Raw genomic sequence first — 20,598 nt, 5'->3', positions numbered from 1 at the left:
AGCCCTTTCAGACCATCGTGAGGCCGCCGCTGACCGAGAGCGTCTGCCCGGTCATGTACGCGGCGTCGTCGGATGCGAGGAAGGCCACCACACCGGCGATGTCGGCGGGCTGGGCGATACGGCGCAGCGGAATCGCCCGCGCGGTCGCCTCGTACATCTTCTGGCTGTACTCGGCGACCTGGCCGAGCAGCGCCGTCTCGGTCGGTCCCGGACAGACGCTGTTGACCGTGATGCCGTGCCGGGCGACCTCGCGGGCCAGTGCCTTGCCGAAGGCGATGAGGCCGCCCTTGGTCGCGGAGTACACGACCTCGCCTGAGGAGCCGACGCGGCCGGCGTCGGAGGCGATGTGGATGATCCGGCCGCCCTCGCGCTCGATCATCGAGTCCAGGACGGCCCGGGTTACGGTGATGGTGCCGCGCAGATTGACGGCGATGATGCGGTCCCAGTCCTCTTCGCGGCTGTCGACGAAGCGGCCGATCACGTCGACGGCCGCGTTGTTCACGAGGACGTCCACCGGGCCGAGTTCGGCGCTCACCCGCTCGACGGCGGAGCGTACGGCCGCGTCGTCGGAGATGTCCGCGCCGACTCCGGTGGCGCGGACGGAGTACCGCTCGGCGAGCTGGGCCGCTACCTTGTCGGCGGCCTGCGGGTCCAGATCGCAGACGGCGACGGCCGACCCGTACGCCGCGAGCCGCTCGGCGATCGCCTCGCCTATCCCGCGTCCCGCTCCGGTGACGAGCGCCACCTTGTCCCGTCCGCTCACGCGTCCTCCACTTGCCTCGGTACTCAACACTCGCCTGTGTGTCGATACAGCGCTATCGTATAACTACTTCAGCTAAATAAGCGAGATGTACGAGTGGAGTCGAAGCATGCGCCGTACGATCTTCACCGCGGAACACGAGCTGTTCCGGGACACCGCACGGACGTACTACCAGCGCGAATGCGCCCCGTACGCCGAGCAGTGGGAACGCGAGGGCCAGGTCAGCCGGGAGGCGTGGGCCGCCGCGGGCAAGGCCGGGCTGATCGGCTGGCAGTTCCCCGAGGAGTACGGCGGCCAGGGGCTGTGGGACTTCCGCTACAACGCCATCATGGCGGAGGAGATGCACGCCACCAGCTCGGTCGGCATCGGCCTCGGACTGCAGAACGACGTCATCCCGCCCTATCTGATGCACCTCACCACGCCAGAGCAGAAAGCCCGCTGGCTGCCCGGCGTGATCAGCGGCGAGACGATCTGCGCGCTCGCCCTCTCGGAACCGGGAGCCGGATCCGATCTCAAGAACATCCGCACCACCGCCCGCCGGGACGGTGACGCCTGGGTGATCGACGGCTCCAAGACCTTCATCACCAACGGCATCCTCGCCGACCTCGTCATCGTCGCCTGCAAGACCGACCCGGACGCCGGGCACAAGGGCATCAGCCTGATCGTCGTCGAGCGTGGAACGGAGGGCTTCGAGCGCGGCCGCAAGCTCGACAAGGTCGGCATGAAGGCCCAGGACACCGCCGAGCTCTTCTTCCACGGCGTCCGAGTCCCCGCCGAGAACCTCATCGGTCAGGAGGGGCGCGGCTTCTACCACATGATGGGCAACCTGCCGACAGAGCGCCTGGCCATCGCGGTCGCCGCGCTCGCCTCCGCAGAGCGGGCCTTCGAACTCGCCCTGGAGTACGCCAAGACCCGTACCGCCTTCGGCCGGCCCATCGGGGAGTTCCAGGCCAACCGCTTCGCCCTCGCCGACATCAAGGCCCAGCTGAACGTGGCCCGGGTCTACCTGGACGGCTGCATCATGGCGCTGGTCGACGGCGAGCTGACGGCCGACGAGGCCGCCGCGGCCAAGTACTGGACCACCGAGACCGGCTGGCAGGCCATCGACCGCTGTATGCAGCTCTTCGGCGGCTACGGCTACGTCAACGAGTACGAGATCGCCCGCATCTGGCGCGACAGCCGGGTCCAGCGGGTGTTCGGCGGAACCTCGGAGATCATGCAGGAGATCATCGGGCGCTCGCTGGGGCTGTGAGCAGCCTGTCCATTCCATTGACTACCTTGGATAAATAGGTTAGCTATTTATGCGAGATGCGGTGACGGCTCGAGGAGGCATCCGTGGTCACGGTCGATGTGAAGTTGCACCAGGAGAGAGCCGAGCAGGATCTGCCGCTGCCGCGGCTGGTCATCGGCGGCAAGGACGTCACCGACACGAGCGGCGGACTCTACGAGCACCGGAACCCGGCCACCGGGCTGGTCCAGTCGCACATCCCGCTCGCGGGCCCCACCGAGGTGGACCAGGCCGTGGCCGCCGCCCGGCGGGCCTTCGAGGTGTGGGGCACCATGCGCCCGGCCGAACGGCGCCGGCTGCTCACCCGCTTCGCGCAGCTGATCCGCGACCACATCGAGGACTTCGCGGCGATCTGCCCACTGGAGAACGGCGTCTGCATCGGCGGCTGGGCCGAGAACGTCGGACCGCACGTCGCCGACTGGACCGAGTACTACGCCGGCTGGGCCGACAAGATCGAGGGCATGGTGGGCGCCGCCTACAGCCCGCACGAGAACGTCGAGTACACCATCGCCGAGCCGTACGGCGTCATCGGCCACATCATCACCTGGAACTCACCCGCGCTTTCGCTGGCGATGAAGGTCCCGCCCTCGCTCGCCGCGGGCAACACCGTGGTCATCAAACCGGCCGAGTCCACCCCGTTCTCCGCGCTGCTCTTCGCCGACCTCGCCCGCGAGGCGGGCATCCCCGACGGCGTCATCAACGTCGTCACCGGACTCGGCGACGCGGGCGAAGCCCTCGTCTCGCACCCCGGCATCGACAAGATCTCCTTCACCGGCGGCCCCGCCACCGCCCGCCGCATCATGGAAACCGCGGCCCGCAGCCTCAAGCCGGTGCTCTTCGAACTGGGCGGCAAGTCCGCCAACCTACTCTTCGCCGACACCGACCTCGACAGCGTCGTCCCGTACTGCGCCGCCTTCGCCATGAGCAACACCGGCCAGGGCTGCGCGCTGCCCACCCGGATGCTCGTCGAGCGTTCCATCTACGACGAGGTCGTCGCCCGCGTCGCCGGAGTAGTGGCCCACCTGCCCGTCGGCGACCCGCTCGAACCGACGACGTACATAGGACCACTGATCAACTCCGCCGCCCGCGACCGCGTCCAGGACATGGTCGACAAGGCGATCGCCGACAAGGCGGGCCGACTCGTCTACGGCGGCGAACGCATCGAATCCGACGGCTACTTCGTGACCCCCACCGTCTTCGCCGACGTCGACAACCGCAGCGACCTGGCCCAGCGCGAGATCTTCGGCCCGGTCCTGGCCATCACCCCCTTCGACACGGAGGAGGAGGCCCTCGCGCTGGCGAACGACACGGAGTACGGACTGTCCGCCTACATCCAGTCCCGCGACATCGGCCGGGTCAACCGCCTGGTGCCGCGCCTCAAGGCCGGAACGGTCTACGTCAACCCCGGCCCCAACCCCATCACTTCGCCCGCCACGCCCTTCGGCGGCGTGGGCATCAGCGGGTTCGGCCGGGAGGGCGGCAGGGCCGGCCTGGAGGAGTTCATCAGCGTCAAGGGCGTCGGAATCAGCCGTGCCTGACGACACCTCAGGAATCTCGGGAACCTCGCCTTCTGGAGTGAGATCAGTGAATCGTGCCCGCCGCCTCACCTTCGGCGACCTCATCCGTGAGCACCGCCGCTCATACCCCGACGCGATCGCCCTGGTCGACGGCGAAGTCCGGCTGACCTGGCCGGAGTTGGACGAGCGCACCAACCGGCTCGCCGACGCGCTCACCGGAGCCGGGGTCGGACCCGGCGACCGGATCCTGTGGCTGGGGCAGAACTCGTTCCGGATCTGGGAACTCCTCGGTGCCGCCGCGAAGATCGGCGCCATGGTCTGCCCGGGCTACTGGCGCTGGGCCGCCCCGGAAATGGCGTACGCGATCGAGGACTTCGACCCGCGCGTGATCGTCTGGCAGGACGAGGAGATCGGCGACACGGTCGCCAAGGCACGGGCCGAACTGGGCGACGGGCACGGGGCGTTGTGGCTGCGCCACGACGCTGAGGGAGCGGAGTCGTACGAGGCCTTCCTCGCCTCCGGCGCACCCGAGGACCCCCAGACCGACGTGGACCCCGATTCCGCTCTCCTGGTCATCTACACCGCGGCCATCAGCGGACGGCAGTCCGGCTCGATGATCTCGCACCGCAATCTGCTCGCGATGGGCGCGAGCGCCGCCTGGATGGGCGACATCGGCCAGGAGACCGCCTTCCTGGGCGCCGGACCCATGTTCCACATCGGCAACTACCAGTTCTGGGGCATCCCCGCCTTCGTACACGGCGGCAAGAACGTCGTCGTCCGCCGCGTGATCGCCGAAGAACTGCTCCCCGTGCTCGCCGCCGAGCGCTGCACGCACGCGTATCTGATGCCCCCGACCATCGCCCAGCTCGTCGCGCTCAACCGCGAGGCCGGCCACGACCTCTCCCAGCTGCGGGCCAGCGTCGCCGCACCGGTGTGGGAGGGCATGATCCCCACGGACACCAGCCGCTTCACCCGCAACGGCGGTGGCGAGGGCCGAGGTTACGGCCAGACCGAGGTGACCGGCTTCGCCGTCACCGGCGCCTACGGCGGGTCCGGCACGGGCAACGCGGGACGCCCCGGCTCCTTCACCTCCGTACGCATCCTCGACAGCGGCGGCCGGGAGTGCGAGACCGGCGAGGCCGGCGAGATCTGCGTACGCGGGGACCTCGTGCACCTCGGCTACTGGAACCGGCCCGAGATCAACGAGGAACGCTTCCGCTTCGGCTGGTGGCACACCACCGACCTGGGGCGGCGGGAGGCGGACGGCACGATCACCTTCCTCGGTACGACGACTCGGATGCTCAAGTCCGCCGCCGAGAACATCTTCCCCGCCGAGGTCGAGAACTGCCTGGAGTCGCACCCCGCCGTCAAGGAGGCCGCCGTGATCGGCGTCCCGAACGAGCGCTGGGCCCAGGACGTCAAGGCCGTCGTGGTCCTGCGGGACGGCGCCGAGGCGACGGCCGAGGAGATCATCGAGCACTGCCGGGCCAGGATCGCCTCGTACAAGAAGCCCAAGACGGTGGATTTCATCGACGCCCTGCCCCGCACCGGCGGCTACGCCAAGGACTACGAAGCGCTCGACGCCCGCTTCGGCGGCGGAGGTTACCCCGGCGGCGACACGCTCGGCGCGGGACGGTGAGGCCGTGACCGACCGCCGGCCCGTCATCGCGGGGGTCTACGCCACCGAGCAGGCGCTGTCCCTTCCCCATCGGGATGCCATGGACCTCGCCCTCGAAGCGGTACGCGGCGCGGTGGCGGACGCCGGTCTGAAGCCGTCCGACATCGACGGCGCCCAGGTCGACTGGCCGGGCCCGGGCGGCGTACCGGGCGAGGGCAGCTCCTGGGCCCGGATGCTCGGCCGCGACCTGCGCTGGACCAGCGACTCGATGCTGGACAACGCGGGCTCCCGGGGGCTGTTGAAGGCGGCGGCCGCCGTGCGCGCCGGATACGCGGACACCGTCGTGGTCGGCGGCTGCAAGCTGGTCTCGCGTGGCGCGGGGCCGGTCGGCGCCGGCGTACCGCTGGAGTTCGCCGACGTCTGGGGCAGCTATGTCGTCGCCCAGTTCGCGCTGGTGGCGGCCCGGCACATGCACGAGTACGGGACGACCTCGCGGCAGCTCGCCGAGGTCGCCGCCACCATCCGCAACAACGGCACCACCAACCCCGAGGCGATGATGTACGGCCGCGGCCCGTACACCGCCGACGACGTGCTCGCCTCCCGCATGGTGGCCACGCCTTTCCACCTGCTGGACTGCTGCATCGTGGGCGAGGGCGGTGCCGCGCTCGTGGTGACCACCGAGGAGCGGGCCAGGGACCTGCCGCACCCGCCGATCACCGTGCTCGGCGGCGCGATGGAGTACCACCAGGCCGCGTACGCCAATCCGCCACTCCTGAGCGAGGTCGGCATGCTTGGCCGCGACGCCGCCACCCGCGCGTACGCGATGGCCGGGATCGGCGCGCACGACGTGGACGTCTTCTCCCTCTACGACCCCAACTCCTTCGAAATCATCCGCCAGTTGGAAGCCCTGGGCCTGTGCGGCGAGGGCGAGGGCGGCCCGTTGGCCGCGAGCGGAGCCATCGCCGTGGGCGGCAAGCATCCCGTCAATCCCGACGGCGGCTGCCTGGCGTACGCGTGGAACGGCACGCAGCAGATGACGCTCAAAGTCGTCGAAGCGGTACGGCAGTTGCGGGGCACCGCTGTGCACCAGGTGGAGGGTGCGGAGCTGGCGGTCGTCGGCAACGCCGGTTCCGGGGCGCAGCATTACGAGATGAGCGTGCTGGGGAGGACCGGATGACCGGCAGACCTGTTCCGAGGCCGACGGTGCTGTCGGAGCCGTTCTGGGCGGCGGCCCGGCGCGGCGAACTGGTCGTCCCGTACTGCCCTTCCTGCGACCTGCGCTTCTTCGTGCCGGAACCGGCTTGCCCCGGGTGCATGTCGCGGGACTGGCGCTACGAGCCGAGCGCGGGCCGGGGAACGGTTTACGCGGTGACGGTGGTCCACCGAGCGCCGGGCCCGGGCTTCGACACCCCGTTCGCGCTCGCGGTGATCGACCTGGACGACGGCGGCACCCTGCTGTCCCACGTGGATGCCGGAACCCCGGACGACGTCGTGATCGGCATGCCCGTACGCGCGGACTTCCGCCCCCTCACCGACGAGATCACCCTGCCGTACTTCGTACCGGACGCGCGTAACTGACCACTCGATGACCGAGTGAGGGCGGAGGTGGACACCGTGGCGAACACGCCGGTACGGGTCCCCAAGATGGCCGAGCTGGTGGCGGCACAGCTGCGCCGCAAGATCGTGCGCGGGGAGCTGGTGGAGGGGGACGCGCTGCCCGCCGAGACAGCGCTGATGGCGGAGTTCGCCGTGTCGCGGCCGACGCTGCGCGAGGCGTTCCGGGTGCTGGAGTCGGAGTCGCTGATCAGCGTGCGGCGAGGTGCGCGGGGCGGGGCGCGGGTGCAGGTTCCCGAGCAGACGGTGGCCGCGCGCTACGCGGGCGTGGTGCTGGAGTACCGCGGCACAACCCTGAAAGACGTATACGACGCCCGTACGGTCCTGGAGGCACCGTGCGCCGGCCTGCTCGCCGCCCGCCGCACGGACGAGGACGTGGCGCGACTGCGCGCCGCGGTCGCCGAGGCCGAAATGCTGATGGACGACCCGTCGGCCTTCATCCGCGCCCATATGGAGTTCCACGCCCTGGTGGTGGAACTCGCGGGCAACGAAACCCTGACCGTCCTGACAGGCATGGTCCGCCACATCATCGACCAGGCGAACTGGTCCCATGTGGACCTCGACGCGGGTACACCCGAGAACGTACGGGCCAACCGGCGGGGCTTCCGCGCGCACGTCGCCCTGGTCGACCTGGTCGCTGCGCGTCGCGCGGAGGCGGCGGAGGAGTTGTGGCGGGTGCATCTTCAGGAGGCGGAGGACTATCTGCTGCAGAACCGGTCGATGACGACGGTGCTGGACCTGCTGGGCTGAGGGGGCGGGTTTCGCGCCCGCTAGGCGTTCGAGCCGGCCGGCGCGGTGCGGGCTGGAACAGGCTGCACCACCCCGGCCGCCGGGGAAGCAGTGGTCGCGGTGCGCCGGAACTCGCTCGGGTTGGCGCCTCGGACCCGTTTGAACGCTGCGCTGAACCCGAATGGGTCGGAGTAACCCACGGTGCGGGCGATGTCCGCGACGGTTGCGTCCTCCTGCTCGACCAGTAGGTCTGCCGCGAGCGTCATGCGCCAGCGGGTGAGGTAGGTCAGCGGCGGTTCGCCGACCAGGTCGGCGAAACGCTTAGCCAGCGTCGAACGCGACACCCCGGTGTGCTCGGCCAGCCTGGCGACCGTCCACGGTGCCGCCGGTTCGGCGTGCAGCAGGCGTAGAGCGTCGCCGACCACCGGGTCCCGCTGCGCGGCCCACCAGGCAGGGGGCTCGCCGCCGGGCCGGTCGAACCACTCGCGCAGCGTGCACACCAGCATCCAGTCCAGCAGCCGGTCGAGTACTACCTGCTGGCCCGGGGTGTCTACGGCGACCTCGGCGGCGAGGTGGTCCAGCACGGGGTCGGCCGTGCCCCCGGCGCCCACGCGCAGTACGACGGGCAGCGCGTCCAGCAGTCGGCGGCTGATCTCGCCGCGTACCGGATAAGCACCGACGATCAGGGTCGTCGCCCCGCCGCCGTCACCAGCGTCCCCGCCGTGGTCGTTCCAGCCGCGCCGGTGCCGGGTCCCGCCCTCCTCGGGCGTGGCGCAGTGCTCGCCGCACGCGACCGGTTCGGCCCGGGTGCCGGGCTCGTCGACGAAGGTGAACGTCGCCGGGCCGCGCACGACGATCGTCTCGCGGGCGCGAAGCGGCTCGGGCGGATGGTGCTCCGACACGATCCAGCCCGCCCCGTCAAGGACGGTGCACAGGGTCAGTGGCGCGCCGTCCACGAAGTGCAGCGCCCAGGGCGGGGACAGGGTCGAGCTGCTGAACAACGAGCCGTGGGCTCGCACCCCGCGGAAGAGGTCACTGAACGCGTCCACCACACCGAGGTTAGACGATGACACAGGCAATCCGGCTTTTCGCCTATGGATTCGTCCGAGCAGGCGACGTTGAATCGCTGCTATAAGCAACGACCTCGCCTAAAGGACTGTGATGACCACCGACGCCAGTTCGCTGACCACCCAGGACCTCGAGTTCCTGCGACGCCCCCTGCACGGGTTCCTGACCGTGGCCGGGGGGCCACTCCCGCCACAACCCCGGCCGGTGTGGTTCGAGACCACTGCCGAAGGCACGATCCAACTGTTCACGGAGCCGGACTCGCTCAAAGTGCGGCGCCTGCGCCGCGACCCCCGCGCCTCGCTCGTGGTAGCCGCCCCAGTCGGTGAACGCGAGCGATGGCTATCGGTCGCCGGCCGCACCACGGTGGAACCCGACGGAGCCCACGACCTGGCCGTCCGCCTGGCCGCTCGCTACTGGAACCTCGACGACCCGGCTCGCGCCGACGACCTCGCCGGGATCCTCGCCGCAGACCAGGTCCGTGTCGTCATCCACCCGGAGACCGTAAGCCGCTACATGTATTGACGTCCGCGACAAGCGACTCCAGGGCGCCGCCGTCGCGTGGGGAGCAACACCGCCGGGAGGCGCCCGGCGCGAGAGGCGTGACCTCAAGTTGACTTGAGGTCGCAGGGTGGGTGTTCTCTTGCAGATCTACCTTGGATCTTGCGCAGGGCTCCGCCCTTCAGGGCGGAGGTGAAGCGCATCTCGGCGGGCACCGTACGCGGCGCCTTGGACGGGCGCGGCGTCACAGTCGTTCTCGACGGTGTCGAGGGCGACAAGGGGCGGGCCGCCTTCGGGCTGCTGGCCGAGGGCGGACGTTACGTCACCATCGGCGCGGCCTCGCGGGAGCAATTCCGCCCCGACGAGGCGGAGTTGAAGGAGGGCGGTGTGACCTTCACCGACGCACTGGCCCGGCTGCTGGAGGGCCTGGACAGGCCCACCGACGAGGCCCGCGCGCTCACGGCGGCCGCTGACGGGACTCTGGTGCCCGCCTTTCAGACCTTCCCCCTGTCGCAGGCCGCTACGGCGCATGCCGCCCTGGAGGCTCGGGCTACAACAGGCAAGGTCGTCCTCGTCCCCGACGCCCACGGGTGAGCGTAGTGCTGTTCGCGCTGGGCACGAACATGGGCATCAAACGAGTCGCGGCCACCGGCAAGCACGGCGAGGGCGAGGCCGTCCTGCGCCGGGTACGGCACCTGTTCATCAACCGGACCAACCTGCGCGCCGCGCTGGTGCGCATGGTCAACGCCACCTTCGCCGCCCGCGATGCGGCGTGGTGGGGCGAGGGCACCGCCTGCGCAAGCGATTCGAAGAAGTTCGGCTCCTGGTCCAGCAACTTCATGACCGAGTGGCACCAGCGGTACCGCGGCCCCGGCGTGATGATCTACTGGCACGTCGAGAAGAAGTCGCTGTGCGTCTACAGCCAGCTCAAGTCCTGCTCGGCCTCCGAGGTCGCCGCGATGATCGAGGGCGTGCTGCGGCACTGCACGGACGTGGAGATCGACCGGCAGTACACCGACACGCACGGCGCCTCCATCGTCGGGTTCGCCTTCGCCCACATGCTCGGCTTCAACCTGCTGCCCAGGCTGAAGAACGTCAGATCGGCGCGGCTGTACCGGCCGGCAGCCGGGGAGGACGAGAAGTGGCCGAACCTGGCGCCGGTGCTGTCGACCAAGACGATCGACTGGGACCTGATCCGCCAGCAGTACGACCAGATCGTGAAGTACACGCCCTGCGCCTGGGCACCGCCGAGGCCGAGCAGGTCCTGCGGCGCTTCACCCGCGGCGGGCCCAAGCACCCCACCTACCGCGCGATCGAGGAACTCGGGCGGGCGGTGCGTACGGCGTTCATCTGCGATTACCTCGCCGACGCCGACCTGCGGCGCGAGATCAACGACGGGCTTCAGGTCGTGGAGAACTGGAACTCCGCCAACCACGACCTCTTCTACGGCAAGGACGGTGACCTGACCGGCTCCGACAAAGAGTCCCAGGAGGTCTCAATGCTCGCCCTGCACCTGCTCCAGTCGGCGTTGGCGCACGTCAACACCCTGCTCCTCCAAGACATCCTGAGCGAGGAGAAGTGGCAGAAGCGGCTCACCGACGCCGACCGGCGGGCACTGTCGCCGCTGTTCTGGACTCACGTGAACCCCTACGGTCGGTTCGAGCTGGATATGAACTCCCACCTCGACCTGGACCTCGCCCTTGCAGCTGCGGCCACGCTCCCCGGCCCTCGCACCCCGCCCGAGCCGGAAACCGTTCGATCAGACCGTCTGGGTCACGAGTGGAAGGCGGACCTTGCGAACACGCAGTAGCTCGATGAGCCCGGTCTGCTGGGTCGCGGCCTTCACCGGGCAGCACCGTCCGCGGTTCTGACGATCACGTAGTCGTTCCCGAGGGCCTCGTACTTGACGAACTCTGTGGTCATTCTCTGCTTCGGCACCCTCTGGGCTTCGGTCAATGCGGATTGCGGCCCGTATCCCGCCCGGGTGACGAGCCGGTCAGCCGGTGAAGGGTTCCAGTGCGAAGCGGCCGATCGCCACGAAGGCGGTCAGGGCAAGGTAGGCCCCGTCCCCCAGCGCGGCTTTGGTCTCGCCACGGCGGATCCGCATGATCATGGCACCGGTCATGATCAGCGCCAGGCCGCTGGCCGCCAGTGGTACGAGTATCGGCGCGATGCCGAGCAAGGCAGGCAGGATCAGGCCCACGGCACCGAGGATCTCGAGTGCTCCGATGACCTTGAGGGTGCTGGGCTTGAAGTCGAGGACCCAGCGCGCGGCGTCGGCCATCGTGGCCATCTTCTCCCGCGGGACGAACAACTTCCCGAAGCCGGAGAACAGGAAGACGGCGGTCAGCAGGCCGGTGACGATCCACAGCGCGAGGTTCATGAGTCTTCTCCTTGGCGAAGTTTCTGGGAGTGGCGGTGGCTGGCGGACCCGGGGTCCCGGGTCCGCCAGTGAGCCTGAAGGCGAATCTCAGCGTCAGCCGAACTGTCCGGGCTGGTACTCGCCGCCGGGCGTCCGGGTGATCACGTTCAGCCGGTTGAAGGCGTTGATCCCGCAGATCAGGGCCACCAGGGCCATCAGCTGGTCCTCGTCGTAGTGCTTCGCCGCGTTCGCCCACGCCTCATCGGTGACGCCGCTGGAGTCGGCGAGGCGGGTGCCCTGCTCGGTGAGTTCCAGTGCCGCCCGCTCCGCCTCGGTGTAGACGGTCGTCTCCCGCCATGCCCCGACCAGGTTGATCCGCACCGCGCTCTCGCCGGCGGCCGCGGCGTCCTTGGTGTGCATGTCGAGGCAGCCGCCGCAGCCGTTGATCTGGCTGGCGCGGATCTTCACCAGCTCCTGCACCGCCTTCGGCAGCGCCGAGTCGGTGATGGCCTTGTTCGACGAGATGATGTACTTGGCCCACTTCGACCCGACCTCGTTGCCCATGGGGTTGATCCGGGTTTCCATCTCGGTCTCCTTCGTCTTCGGATGCTTGCACCACTACGACGAAGCGCCCCGCCAAGACGTAACAACCCCATGCGCTCGACGTCTGAACGTGCGCTACTCGGGTCGCGCGGGCAGCCCCATGGTGTCGAGGCGCTTGCGGTCGCTCACGGTCAGGAGCTCGACGATCCGGCCGTCGACCACGGTGCACGCCACCACGCCGAGCACCTTGCCGTTCGCACCCCAGGCCACGAACCCGGGCTCGCCGTTGACCAGGACCGGGAGCACCGAGGTCATCGCCCGGGCGCCGCGCAGGACCGGGGCGGCCACCTCGGCCGCCCCGACCGTGGTCATCACGCCCTGCGGGTGGTACGTGCGCCAGGTCACCTGCGGATCGAGCAGCCGTACGAGCCCTTCGAAGTCCCCGTTCCGCGCCGCGGCGAGAAATGCGTCGACCACTGCGCGCTGCCGCCGCGGCTCCTCTTCCGGCAGCGGTGTGCCCTGCACCTTGCGGCGGGCCCGGCTGGCGAGCATCTTGGTCGCGCCGGTGGACCGGTCGATGATCTCGCCGATCTCGGCGAAGGGCACCGCGAACATGTCATGCAGTACGAACGCAAGCCGCTCGGTGGGCGTGAGGGTGTCGAGTACGACCAGCAGTGCCAGCCCGACCGATTCGGCGAGCATCGCGTCATCCTCGGGTGCCGCCCCGCCGTCCACGGTCACCACCAGCTCGGGCAGCCGGTCGTCGTACGACAGTTCAGGCCGGGTCTTGCGCGAGCGCAGCGCATCTATGCAGACCCGGCCGACCACGGTGGTCAGCCAGCCGGCCAGGTTGTCGATCGACGCCGCGTCCTGTCGCGCCAGCCGGATCCACGCCTCCTGCACAGCGTCCTCGGCGTCCACCCGCGACCCGAGCATCCGGTAGGCGACTGCCACCAGGCGCTCGCGCTGCTCTTCGAAGGCTCCCGCCAGTACTTCGTGCAGACCTGATCCGGTCATGTCGTTACCTTCCTTGGGCGAATTCCGTCACGATCATGACGGGCCCGAAGGTGCCGAGGTAACCGTTCGGCGTGCATCCTGACGGAACACGCAGCGGCGGCGACCGGTGATCAACAGGTGTTGCCGCTGCCCCAGCCCACGTCAGGGAGTGTCCGAACCCTTGCTGGGGAGCTGACCGGGATCCACCGGAGCGACACCGCCCAGGTGTCGAGCGACTCGCACAAACGGTCCTTTGCCCGAGCAAGATCAAAAAGGGCCGCGCGGAGATCGCGAAGTGCCGGTTCGGTTCGCAGAACCCGTTCTCACTCAAAGGTGGGTTCGGGGTACTTCTGAGAATCCGTTTGTGACAGCATCCACGGTCATGACGGTCCCTCAAGGGGCTTCCCCGAGCGACGCCGACGACATCGAGCGCCACCCCTGCCCGCGCTGCAAGGCCGACCCCGGCTCGCCGTGCCGCTCGCGCTCCGGCGCGGTCGCCGGCACCTACCACACCGGCCGCTTCACCAAGGTGCCCCGGCTCGCCAAACTCCTGCGCGTGCCCACGCCCGCCGACCGCGGGCCCGGTCGGCCGTGGCGGTCCGGCACCCCGGTCCCGCTCGCCCTCGCGCCGGACACCCCGACCGCCGACATCCGCATCGGGTACGCGCTGCTCGACGCTCACCCAGGAACTCCAGTCGCAGCTCGACGCGCTCGCCAAGCACGGCATCGAGCGCGACAAAGTGTTCTCCGAGAAGATCAGCACCCGCGTGCGCGTCCGCCCGCAGTTCGAGGCCGCGCTCGCCCTGGCCCGCCAGATCAAGGCCTACTCCCCGCACTGTCGGGTCATCTTCACCGTGTACGAGATGAAGCGCCTGGGCCGCGACGCCGCCGAACTCACCGCGCTCGCCGACCACCTCGCCGCCCACGGCCTGGTCCTGGAGATGCTCGCCGGACCGCTGCCCGGGATGTACGACCCCAGCGGCCCCGGACGTCTGCTGTTCGCGTTCTTCGCGGCGATGGCGGAGACCGAACGGGAGAACATCCGGGAGTCGACCCTCGAAGGACTCGACGCGGCGGCCCGCAAGGGCAAGCACGGCGGCCGCCCGGCCGTCATCACCGAGGAGATGCTGCACACCGTGCTCCGGCGCCGCGCGAACGGCGAGTCGGTCGAACAGATCCAGCCCGACCTGATCATCCCCACCGGCAAGCGCAAGGGACAGAACCCCTCCGTTGCGAGCATCTACCGCGCGCTCGCCGAGCACGCCAAGCGCGAGGCGTACCCGGAGGCCGTCGAACAGCCCACGCCGACTTCGCCGCCCTCCAGGTCGGCGAAGTCCCCGGACCCCGCCCCGCTATCCCTGACCGAGCGTCACTCTGATCGCAGAGAGCTACTTGTCACTTCGCCGTAGCTTCGGGAGAACAGGGCCGCATCGGAGTAACTTCTCTCTACTTGCTTCAAGGGCGCGCCTACGGCGCGCCGGGCGGCACCGGCCGCCACAGCCGGGCATGCGGCCTACGGCCGGTCCCGACCGGCCGACCGGACCGCCCGACACCACCACCGCGCCCGACCGACAGAGAAGCCCCCGCGGATTCCTCGCGGGGGCTCTGCCGTTGCTCGTTCGCTCACGGGACCGGGCCGACCGGCACGACGCCCGCCGCTCCGACAGCCTGCCGCTCCCGGGACGGAGTCAACGCAATCGGCTCCACACCCCTGGGTCTACCGGGCCCACTCTCCGCCGGAACGCGGACACATGAACGTGGCGACGCTCACGGGCCTGAACATAACTCACGCGCTCTTGGCGGTCGTTCACACTGCCGGGTGGCAATTCGATCACTGCTGGCACTCTGGGGTTGTACTTACTGGTGATCTTTGCAACTTCTGCGTATTCGTCCTGCACGAACAGCACTAGGCACGGCCGGTCCTTGGCCCCTGAACCATCATCGAACGGCACCATTGCCCACCAGATCTCGCCGGGCCACGGCAGCCAATGAGCGAGTGATGGAGGACGAGATGGAATCTCAGCTGGGCGGGCAACCGGACGGTCGAGGACCTCACCCCCCGACACGAGGAACAAGATCAACAAAGCACCAACCACGACAAACAGCACCACAGCTAACAGCACCACACTGGCCACCGGCTCTGCCCCCCTCGTCGTACGCAGGCCCGACCATAGCCGGAGCCGGACGGGCGTTCCCGCCGTTCAGGAAATCCGAGCGTTGCCGCTTCGCGACCGGCCGCGATGACAGGCCCGTGCGTACGTGGGCCGATGAGGGACTGGCCTTCGGCCAGTGTTATCAGGGGCGCTATAGCGCACCCCTGGACCCCGCCCAGGCGTGACAACCTCAAGCGCGAATGCGGGTTTCGTTGTGGCACAGATCCGTGCGCGCCGCTTCCGCAGAGCGTTGTCCATCGCGCAGGAGACGGCCGACGATCGAGGGCCGTCGCTATGACGGCGGCTTCGCCTGCCCCTGCGTGGCCTGCAGGTCGGCGAGCAGTTCGGCCTGGCCGGCCAGCACGCCGGAGAGGATGGTGCGGGCGACCCGGAGGAGTTCCGCGACGTGCGGGCTGGTCAGCGCGTAGTACACGGTCGAGCCCTCCTTGCGGGTCACGACCAGATTCGCCCGCCGCAGTACCGCGAGTTGCTGGGACAGGTGCGCGGGCTCGATGCCCACCTCGGGCAGCATCTCGGCGACCGCGTGTTCGCGCTCGCTCAGCAGCTCCAGGACCCGGATGCGCGCCGGGTGGCCGAGCGTCTTGAAGAACTCGGCCTTCAGTTGGTACAGCGGCGTACTCACCGTGCCGTCGCCTCCCCGACGCAGCAATACGGCCCCACCGGCCGGGACTTGGCGCATCGCATCCACCCTCTCCCACCCTTCGGGCGGGGGGACCCCCATCTCGTTTCACTCGTCACAAGCATGCGGCCCATCCTCGCCTGCGGCACTGGCGGCGCCGAACCCGAGTAGGAGGAACCAGGCCGTCGAATCCAGCGGTGATGACTTCAGGAATTGCCAACATTAGTAATTTCCTGAGGTCGTGTGAGCAGCGTTGCGTGAGGACCACGCCGCTGCGCGGCACCGGCGTCACCTGGCTCGAGTGCCCTGCCTGAAGGGAGGGGTCGGGAGGGAGGGGCCGGGGAGGAGCGCTCATCGGAGGGCTTCCTCGCTGGAGGTTCGGGGCTGCTTCTGTGCGGGAAGGGTGGGCAGGACTCCGGCCGTCTCCAGGTGATCGCGGGCGGCCCGGATCGCCTCGGGGGTGGTGGCGTACTCCCGGCCCTGGTGGCGCAGCAGGTCCAGCGCGCCGACCGAGCCGAGAACCTGGCGCTGTCCCGGGCGCACGCCGGAGGCCAGGACGAGGATGCCGCGCCGGTGCAGTTTCTCCACCGCGTCCTTGAGGACCAGGGCGCCGGTGGCGTCCATCGTCGACACCCGCGACATGCGCAGGATCACGACGCGGACGTCGGCGACTTCGGTCAATTCCAGCAGGAAGCGGTGGGCGGCGGCGAAGAACAGGGGCCCGTCGATGCGGTACGCGACGATGTGTTCGGCCAGCAGGGCGTGTTCCTCGGCGCTGTGGTCGCCCCGGTCGAGCGGCACCTGGTCGAAGCGGGCCTGCTTGGCCACGGCGCGCAGGGCGAGGGCGCCCGCCACGGCCAGGCCGATGATCACGGCGTACACGAGGTCCAGGGCCAGCGTGGCCACGGCGGTCAGGACGAGGATCAGCGCGTCGGAGCGGGTCGCCTTCGCCATCGCCTTCAGCGAGCCGACCTCGATCATGCGGATCGCGGTGGCCAGCAGGACGCCGGCGAGCGCGGCGAGCGGGATCTTCGAGACCAGGGGTGCCGCCGCGAAGACGATCACGGCGAGGATCGCGGCGTGGGTGAGAGCGGCGAGCCGGGAGCTCGCGCCGGTGCGGACGTTGACCGCGGTGCGGGCGATGGCGCCGGTCGCCGGTACCCCGCCGAACAGCGGGGCGGCGATGTTCGCGAGCCCTTGGCCGAACAGCTCCCGGTCGGGGTCGTGCTTCTGGCCGACCGTCATGCCGTCGGCGACCGAGGCGGACAGCAGGGACTCCAGGGCGGCCAGGGCGGCGACCGCCACCGCCGGGGCGAGCAGGCTGCCCAGCGAGCCGAGGTCGAGGAAGGCGAGGGAGGGTGCGGGGAGGCCGGAGGGCAGGGCTCCGATCGGCTTGGCGGCGTCCAGGCCGGCGGCCTGCGCGACCACCGTCGCGGCGATCACGGCCAGGATCGAGAACGGAACGGTCGGCCGCCACCGCGCCCCGACCAGCATGACCGTGGCGACGGAGACCGCGAATCCGACGGCGGTCCAGTTCGGGGACTTGGCGAACTCCTCGATCGCCCGCCAGGTCACCACCAGCACCCGGTCGCCCTCGGGCTTGGGCACGCCGAGCGCGTTCGGGACCTGCTGCAGGCCGATCACGCACGCGATGCCCAGCGTGAAGCCCTCGACGACGGGCGCGGGGACGTACTGCATATAGCGCCCTGCCTTGAGAGCGGCGAGGGCGATGAGCATGACGCCGGCCATCAGACCGACCGTGAGGACGCCGGTCGGCCCGTACTCGGCCACGATGGGGACGAGGACCACCGTCATGGCGCCGGTCGGCCCCGACACCTGCAGATTCGATCCCCCGAAGAGCGCGACGAGCGCACCCGCGACCACCGCGGTCGCCAGGCCCGCCGCCGCTCCCAGTCCCGAGGAGACGCCGAACCCGAGGGCGAGCGGCAGCGCCACGACGGCCACCGTCAGCCCGGCCAGCAGGTCGCGACGCGGGGCACGGCGCATCTCCGTCAGGTCGGCGCGGGCAGGCAGCAGTCCTGCGATCCGGGCCCAGACCCGGCTGATCTGCGAGATCATCGGGCGGCGACCTCGGCTTCCCGCAACTCGGCGAGGAGTTCGCCCTGTCCGGCCAGCATCTCGGTCAGGATCCGCCGCGCGGCCATCATCAGGTCGGCCACGTCCCCGCCGGCCAGCTCGTAGAGGACGGTCGAGCCCTCGCGAGCGGAGGCGACGATCCCCGAGCGGCGCAGCACCGCCAGCTGCTGCGACAGGCTGGAGGGCTCCACCTCGATCGCGGCCCGCAGCTCCCGTACCGGCATCGGCCCGTCCTGCAGCAGCTCCAGCACCCTTATCCGTACGGGATGCCCCAGCATCCGGAAGAACTCGGCCTTGGCCTGGTACAGCGGAACGGACACGACCCCTCGGCTTCCCCTACGAGCCCCGCCCCGCGGGCGGACGCGAAAGGTTGTGCCCGCGGCTACCTGCGAGCATGGCCAACACAGCATCTAACCAATTGCGAAATTTTGCAATTCTGCATCAGATTGCTGCACCGGTGTTCCCGCCACGGACGGGACGGTGGACAGGCCGATGGATGGTGTCGGCGAAATCAGGCCTTCTTGACCACGCTCGACTTGAGCTGCATCGCCCCGAAACCGTCGACCTTGCAGTCGATGTCATGCCCGTGGACCCCGTCGACGAGCCGGATGTTGCGCACCTTGGTGTCGGCCTTGATCCCCGAGGGGCTGCCCTGGCTGCCCTTGACCTTGAGCGCCTTGACGACGACCACGGAGTCGCCGTCCTGCAGCACGTCGCCGCGCCGCGTTCACCGATTGGCGGTCAGCACTGCCGCGAGGCCCTCTTGAAGATCCTTGACGAAATACTCGGGAACCTCCAGCGACGGGAAATGCCCCCCGTTCTCGGGCGTGCTCCACCGGACGATCCGCCGGTACCGCTCCTGCGCCCAGGGACGCGGACACTTCTCGACGTCGCGGGGATACATGGTGAGCGCTGACGGGACGTCGACCCGGAGTTCGGGGTCCAGCGAGGCGTGGCTCTCGTAGTAGATGCGGGCCGCCGATGCGCCCGTCCGCGTCAGCCAGTACAGGGTGACGTCGTCCAGAACACGGTCCATGGACATGGTCTCGAACGGGCTGTCTTCGGTGTCCGACCACTCGGCGAACTTGTCGAGGATCCAGGCGAGAAGCCCGACCGGTGAGTCGACGAGCGAGTAGCCGATGGTCTGCGGTCGGGTCGCCTGCTGCTTCGCGTATGCCGCGCGGTGGCTCCAGAAATCGCGGGTCTCCTCGGCCCACTCGCGCTCGACCGCCGTCAGCCCGTCCGTCGTCAACCCGGGCGGTCCCTCCGCGAACGTCGTGTGGATGCCGAGAACGTGCGCCGGGAACCTGCCGCCGAGAACCGTGGTGATATTGCCTCCCCAGTCACCGCCGTGGGCTGCGAACCTGCTGTAACCGAGCCTTCCCATCAGTTCCACCCAAGCGGCCGCGATCTTCTCGGTTCCCCACCCGGTGGTGGCCGGCTTGTCGCTGTAACCGAAGCCCGGCAGCGACGGGACCACGACGTGGAACGCCGGCGCGTCCGCGTCCTTCGGGTCTGCCAGCTCGTCCACGACGTCAATGAACCGGACAATGCTGTCTGGCCAACCGTGCGTCAGGATCAGAGGAGCGGCATCCGCGCGCGGGGACCGGCGGTGCAGGAAGTGGATTCCCAGACCATCAATGGTCGTGCGGAACTGGCCGATCTGGTTGAGGCGCTCTTCGAACGACCGCCAGTCGTAGCCGGTGCGCCAGTAGTTCACGACATCGACGAGGTCGGCGAGCGGAACTCCCTGTTCCCATCGGCCGGGGCCGGGCGCGGCGCCATGGACCGTCTCGGCTTCCGGTAGCCGCGCCGCGGCCAGTCGCGCGCGCAGATCGTCGAGATCGGCGTCGGTCGCGTGGGTTTCACATGCTCGTACGTCGCTGGTTGGGCGGGGCATGAGACCTCCTGGCCATCGCGGAACCGGCTACGACCCGTCGCGAACCGGCTTAGACGGTTCTAGCAGGCCCCCATGCCGGGCTGCAACCGGCTAAGGTGGTTCCATGCGTTCCGGGTTTCCTGAATTCCGCCTCGGCAGTGTGCTGGCGACCAGCTTCACGGGGACTCTGTCGGAGCGTCACGGCGACGCTGTGGAGCGCATTCCCGTGCCGCAGCGACTCGTCGACTGGCTGGCGGTGTACGGCCTCGCCGTGGACTCCTGCACCCCTGCCCAGCTCGACCTCGCTTGGGAACTGAGGGAGTCGATTCACGCCGCCGCGACAGCGGCCGCGCTCCAGGACCCTCTCCCGGCGTCTGCTGTCCAAGTCATCAATGACCGCAGCGCTCAGGGCCGGGCCGCGGCGATCCTGACGCCCGAGGGTGAGCGGCGATGGCGGCTCAGCTCGGCTTCCCGCGTGGAAGACGCCCTCAGCGTGATCGCCGCCGACGCCATCAGCATCATCGCAGGCGAACGAGACGGAAAACTGGCCTTGTGCGCGTCACCAACCTGCAAGGCCGCCTTCTTCGACACCAGCCAAAGCCGCACCCGGAAATGGTGCGACATGAACACGTGCGGAAATCGTCAGAAGAAAGCGCGCTTCAATGCCAAGCAGCGCAAACCCTCCAGATCAGCGGACTGATCCTCACCTCGGTACATCCAGAGCCCCACGCCTGCGACACATCTGTCGCGTCGCATCGATCGGACAGTGCCTCTGCGGCAGGTACACGGCGGCTGGCGACATCGGATCGGTAAACACCTGCCACGCCCCCAGCGGC

Annotated in this window: 20 protein-coding genes and 3 pseudogenes; 12 read left to right on the top strand and 11 right to left on the bottom strand. The window is 69.4% G+C overall.

Annotation, left to right across the window (positions count from 1 at the left end; genetic code table 11):
• Window positions 1-7 precede the first annotated feature (7 nt).
• Window positions 8-763, bottom strand: a complete 756-nt coding sequence (locus ACQEVY_RS04500; RefSeq protein ID WP_432945015.1) for an SDR family NAD(P)-dependent oxidoreductase — start codon at window positions 761-763, stop codon at window positions 8-10.
• A gap of 106 nt (window positions 764-869) precedes the next feature.
• Between ACQEVY_RS04500 and ACQEVY_RS04495 the strand changes: the two genes are divergently transcribed.
• From ACQEVY_RS04495 to ACQEVY_RS04470, 6 genes are all read left to right on the top strand, one after another.
• Window positions 870-2,012: an acyl-CoA dehydrogenase family protein gene (locus tag ACQEVY_RS04495; RefSeq protein WP_432945013.1), complete on the top strand. Its 1,143-nt coding sequence runs from the start codon at window positions 870-872 to the stop codon at window positions 2,010-2,012.
• An 83-nt stretch (window positions 2,013-2,095) separates the two neighbouring features.
• Window positions 2,096-3,586: an aldehyde dehydrogenase family protein gene (locus tag ACQEVY_RS04490; protein WP_432945011.1), complete on the top strand. Its 1,491-nt coding sequence runs from the start codon at window positions 2,096-2,098 to the stop codon at window positions 3,584-3,586.
• Between the two features lie 37 nt (window positions 3,587-3,623).
• Entirely contained in the window at window positions 3,624-5,204 is a 1,581-nt protein-coding gene (locus ACQEVY_RS04485) for an AMP-binding protein (protein WP_432945009.1), read from the top strand.
• A gap of 4 nt (window positions 5,205-5,208) precedes the next feature.
• Entirely contained in the window at window positions 5,209-6,360 is a 1,152-nt protein-coding gene (locus ACQEVY_RS04480; RefSeq protein ID WP_432945007.1) for a thiolase family protein, read from the top strand.
• Entirely contained in the window at window positions 6,357-6,761 is a 405-nt protein-coding gene (locus ACQEVY_RS04475) for a Zn-ribbon domain-containing OB-fold protein (protein ID WP_432945005.1), read from the top strand. The genes ACQEVY_RS04480 and ACQEVY_RS04475 overlap by 4 nt, the downstream gene beginning before the upstream one ends.
• Before the next feature lie 36 nt (window positions 6,762-6,797).
• The gene (locus ACQEVY_RS04470) at window positions 6,798-7,547 is read left to right on the top strand and encodes a FadR/GntR family transcriptional regulator (RefSeq protein ID WP_432945003.1); all 750 of its coding nucleotides are present in this window, start codon (window positions 6,798-6,800) and stop codon (window positions 7,545-7,547) included.
• A gap of 20 nt (window positions 7,548-7,567) precedes the next feature.
• On the opposite strand, the gene ACQEVY_RS04465 is transcribed toward ACQEVY_RS04470, so the two are convergent.
• Entirely contained in the window at window positions 7,568-8,575 is a 1,008-nt protein-coding gene (locus ACQEVY_RS04465; RefSeq protein ID WP_432945001.1) for an AraC family transcriptional regulator, read from the bottom strand.
• A 112-nt stretch (window positions 8,576-8,687) separates the two neighbouring features.
• Here ACQEVY_RS04465 and ACQEVY_RS04460 point away from each other — a divergent pair, with 112 nt between their 5' ends.
• From ACQEVY_RS04460 to ACQEVY_RS04450, 3 genes and pseudogenes are all read left to right on the top strand, one after another.
• The gene (locus ACQEVY_RS04460) at window positions 8,688-9,116 is read left to right on the top strand and encodes a pyridoxamine 5'-phosphate oxidase family protein (RefSeq protein WP_432944999.1); all 429 of its coding nucleotides are present in this window, start codon (window positions 8,688-8,690) and stop codon (window positions 9,114-9,116) included.
• A gap of 168 nt (window positions 9,117-9,284) precedes the next feature.
• Window positions 9,285-9,686, top strand: coding sequence for a zinc-binding dehydrogenase (locus tag ACQEVY_RS04455; protein ID WP_432944997.1), 402 nt, complete (start codon window positions 9,285-9,287; stop codon window positions 9,684-9,686).
• A pseudogene (locus ACQEVY_RS04450) lies at window positions 9,683-10,902 on the top strand (transposase). The gene ACQEVY_RS04455 and the pseudogene ACQEVY_RS04450 overlap by 4 nt, the downstream one beginning before the upstream one ends.
• A 186-nt stretch (window positions 10,903-11,088) precedes the next feature.
• Here ACQEVY_RS04450 and ACQEVY_RS04445 read toward each other — a convergent pair.
• From ACQEVY_RS04445 to ACQEVY_RS04435, 3 genes are all read right to left on the bottom strand, one after another.
• The gene (locus ACQEVY_RS04445) at window positions 11,089-11,475 is read right to left on the bottom strand and encodes a DoxX family protein (RefSeq protein ID WP_432944995.1); all 387 of its coding nucleotides are present in this window, start codon (window positions 11,473-11,475) and stop codon (window positions 11,089-11,091) included.
• Window positions 11,476-11,568: 93 nt separating this feature from the next.
• Complete coding sequence (locus tag ACQEVY_RS04440) at window positions 11,569-12,039, bottom strand: carboxymuconolactone decarboxylase family protein (protein ID WP_432944993.1); 471 nt, start codon at window positions 12,037-12,039, stop codon at window positions 11,569-11,571.
• 93 nt (window positions 12,040-12,132) lie between these two features.
• Window positions 12,133-13,014 (bottom strand): sigma-70 family RNA polymerase sigma factor, encoded by an 882-nt coding sequence (locus ACQEVY_RS04435; RefSeq protein WP_432944991.1) that lies wholly within the window; start codon window positions 13,012-13,014, stop codon window positions 12,133-12,135.
• Window positions 13,015-13,375: 361 nt separating this feature from the next.
• Between ACQEVY_RS04435 and ACQEVY_RS04430 the strand changes: the two are divergent.
• Window positions 13,376-13,501: pseudogene (locus tag ACQEVY_RS04430) on the top strand (zinc finger domain-containing protein); the annotation flags it as partial.
• Window positions 13,502-13,718: 217 nt separating this feature from the next.
• A complete protein-coding gene (locus tag ACQEVY_RS04425) occupies window positions 13,719-14,402 on the top strand; it encodes a recombinase family protein (RefSeq protein WP_432955059.1) in 684 nt (227 codons plus the stop codon).
• Between the two features lie 279 nt (window positions 14,403-14,681).
• On the opposite strand, the gene ACQEVY_RS04420 is transcribed toward ACQEVY_RS04425, so the two are convergent.
• The 6 genes and pseudogenes from ACQEVY_RS04420 to ACQEVY_RS04395 all read right to left on the bottom strand — a co-directional run bounded on the left by ACQEVY_RS04420 (window position 14,682) and on the right by ACQEVY_RS04395 (window position 19,783).
• A complete protein-coding gene (locus tag ACQEVY_RS04420; protein ID WP_432944989.1) occupies window positions 14,682-15,128 on the bottom strand; it encodes a type II toxin-antitoxin system PemK/MazF family toxin in 447 nt (148 codons plus the stop codon).
• 310 nt (window positions 15,129-15,438) lie between these two features.
• Window positions 15,439-15,789, bottom strand: coding sequence for an ArsR/SmtB family transcription factor (locus ACQEVY_RS04415; RefSeq protein WP_328773950.1), 351 nt, complete (start codon window positions 15,787-15,789; stop codon window positions 15,439-15,441).
• Between the two features lie 348 nt (window positions 15,790-16,137).
• On the bottom strand, window positions 16,138-17,865 hold the full coding sequence (locus ACQEVY_RS04410; protein WP_432944987.1) for a SulP family inorganic anion transporter: 1,728 nt from the start codon (window positions 17,863-17,865) through the stop codon (window positions 16,138-16,140).
• Window positions 17,862-18,203, bottom strand: coding sequence for an ArsR/SmtB family transcription factor (locus ACQEVY_RS04405; protein ID WP_432944985.1), 342 nt, complete (start codon window positions 18,201-18,203; stop codon window positions 17,862-17,864). Before ACQEVY_RS04405 ends, ACQEVY_RS04410 begins: the two co-directional genes overlap by 4 nt.
• A gap of 191 nt (window positions 18,204-18,394) precedes the next feature.
• Window positions 18,395-18,601, bottom strand: a pseudogene (locus ACQEVY_RS04400) (PhnA domain-containing protein); the annotation flags it as partial.
• 9 nt (window positions 18,602-18,610) lie between these two features.
• Window positions 18,611-19,783, bottom strand: a complete 1,173-nt coding sequence (locus ACQEVY_RS04395; RefSeq protein ID WP_432944982.1) for an epoxide hydrolase family protein — start codon at window positions 19,781-19,783, stop codon at window positions 18,611-18,613.
• A gap of 103 nt (window positions 19,784-19,886) precedes the next feature.
• Between ACQEVY_RS04395 and ACQEVY_RS04390 the strand changes: the two genes are divergently transcribed.
• Complete coding sequence (locus tag ACQEVY_RS04390; protein WP_432944980.1) at window positions 19,887-20,462, top strand: CGNR zinc finger domain-containing protein; 576 nt, start codon at window positions 19,887-19,889, stop codon at window positions 20,460-20,462.
• The last annotated feature ends 136 nt before the right edge of the window (window positions 20,463-20,598 follow it).

This window comes from Streptomyces sp. CA-288835, from assembly GCF_050936385.1.
Lineage (GTDB): Bacteria > Actinomycetota > Actinomycetes > Streptomycetales > Streptomycetaceae > Streptomyces.
This window is presented reverse-complemented; position numbering and strand designations above follow the sequence as displayed.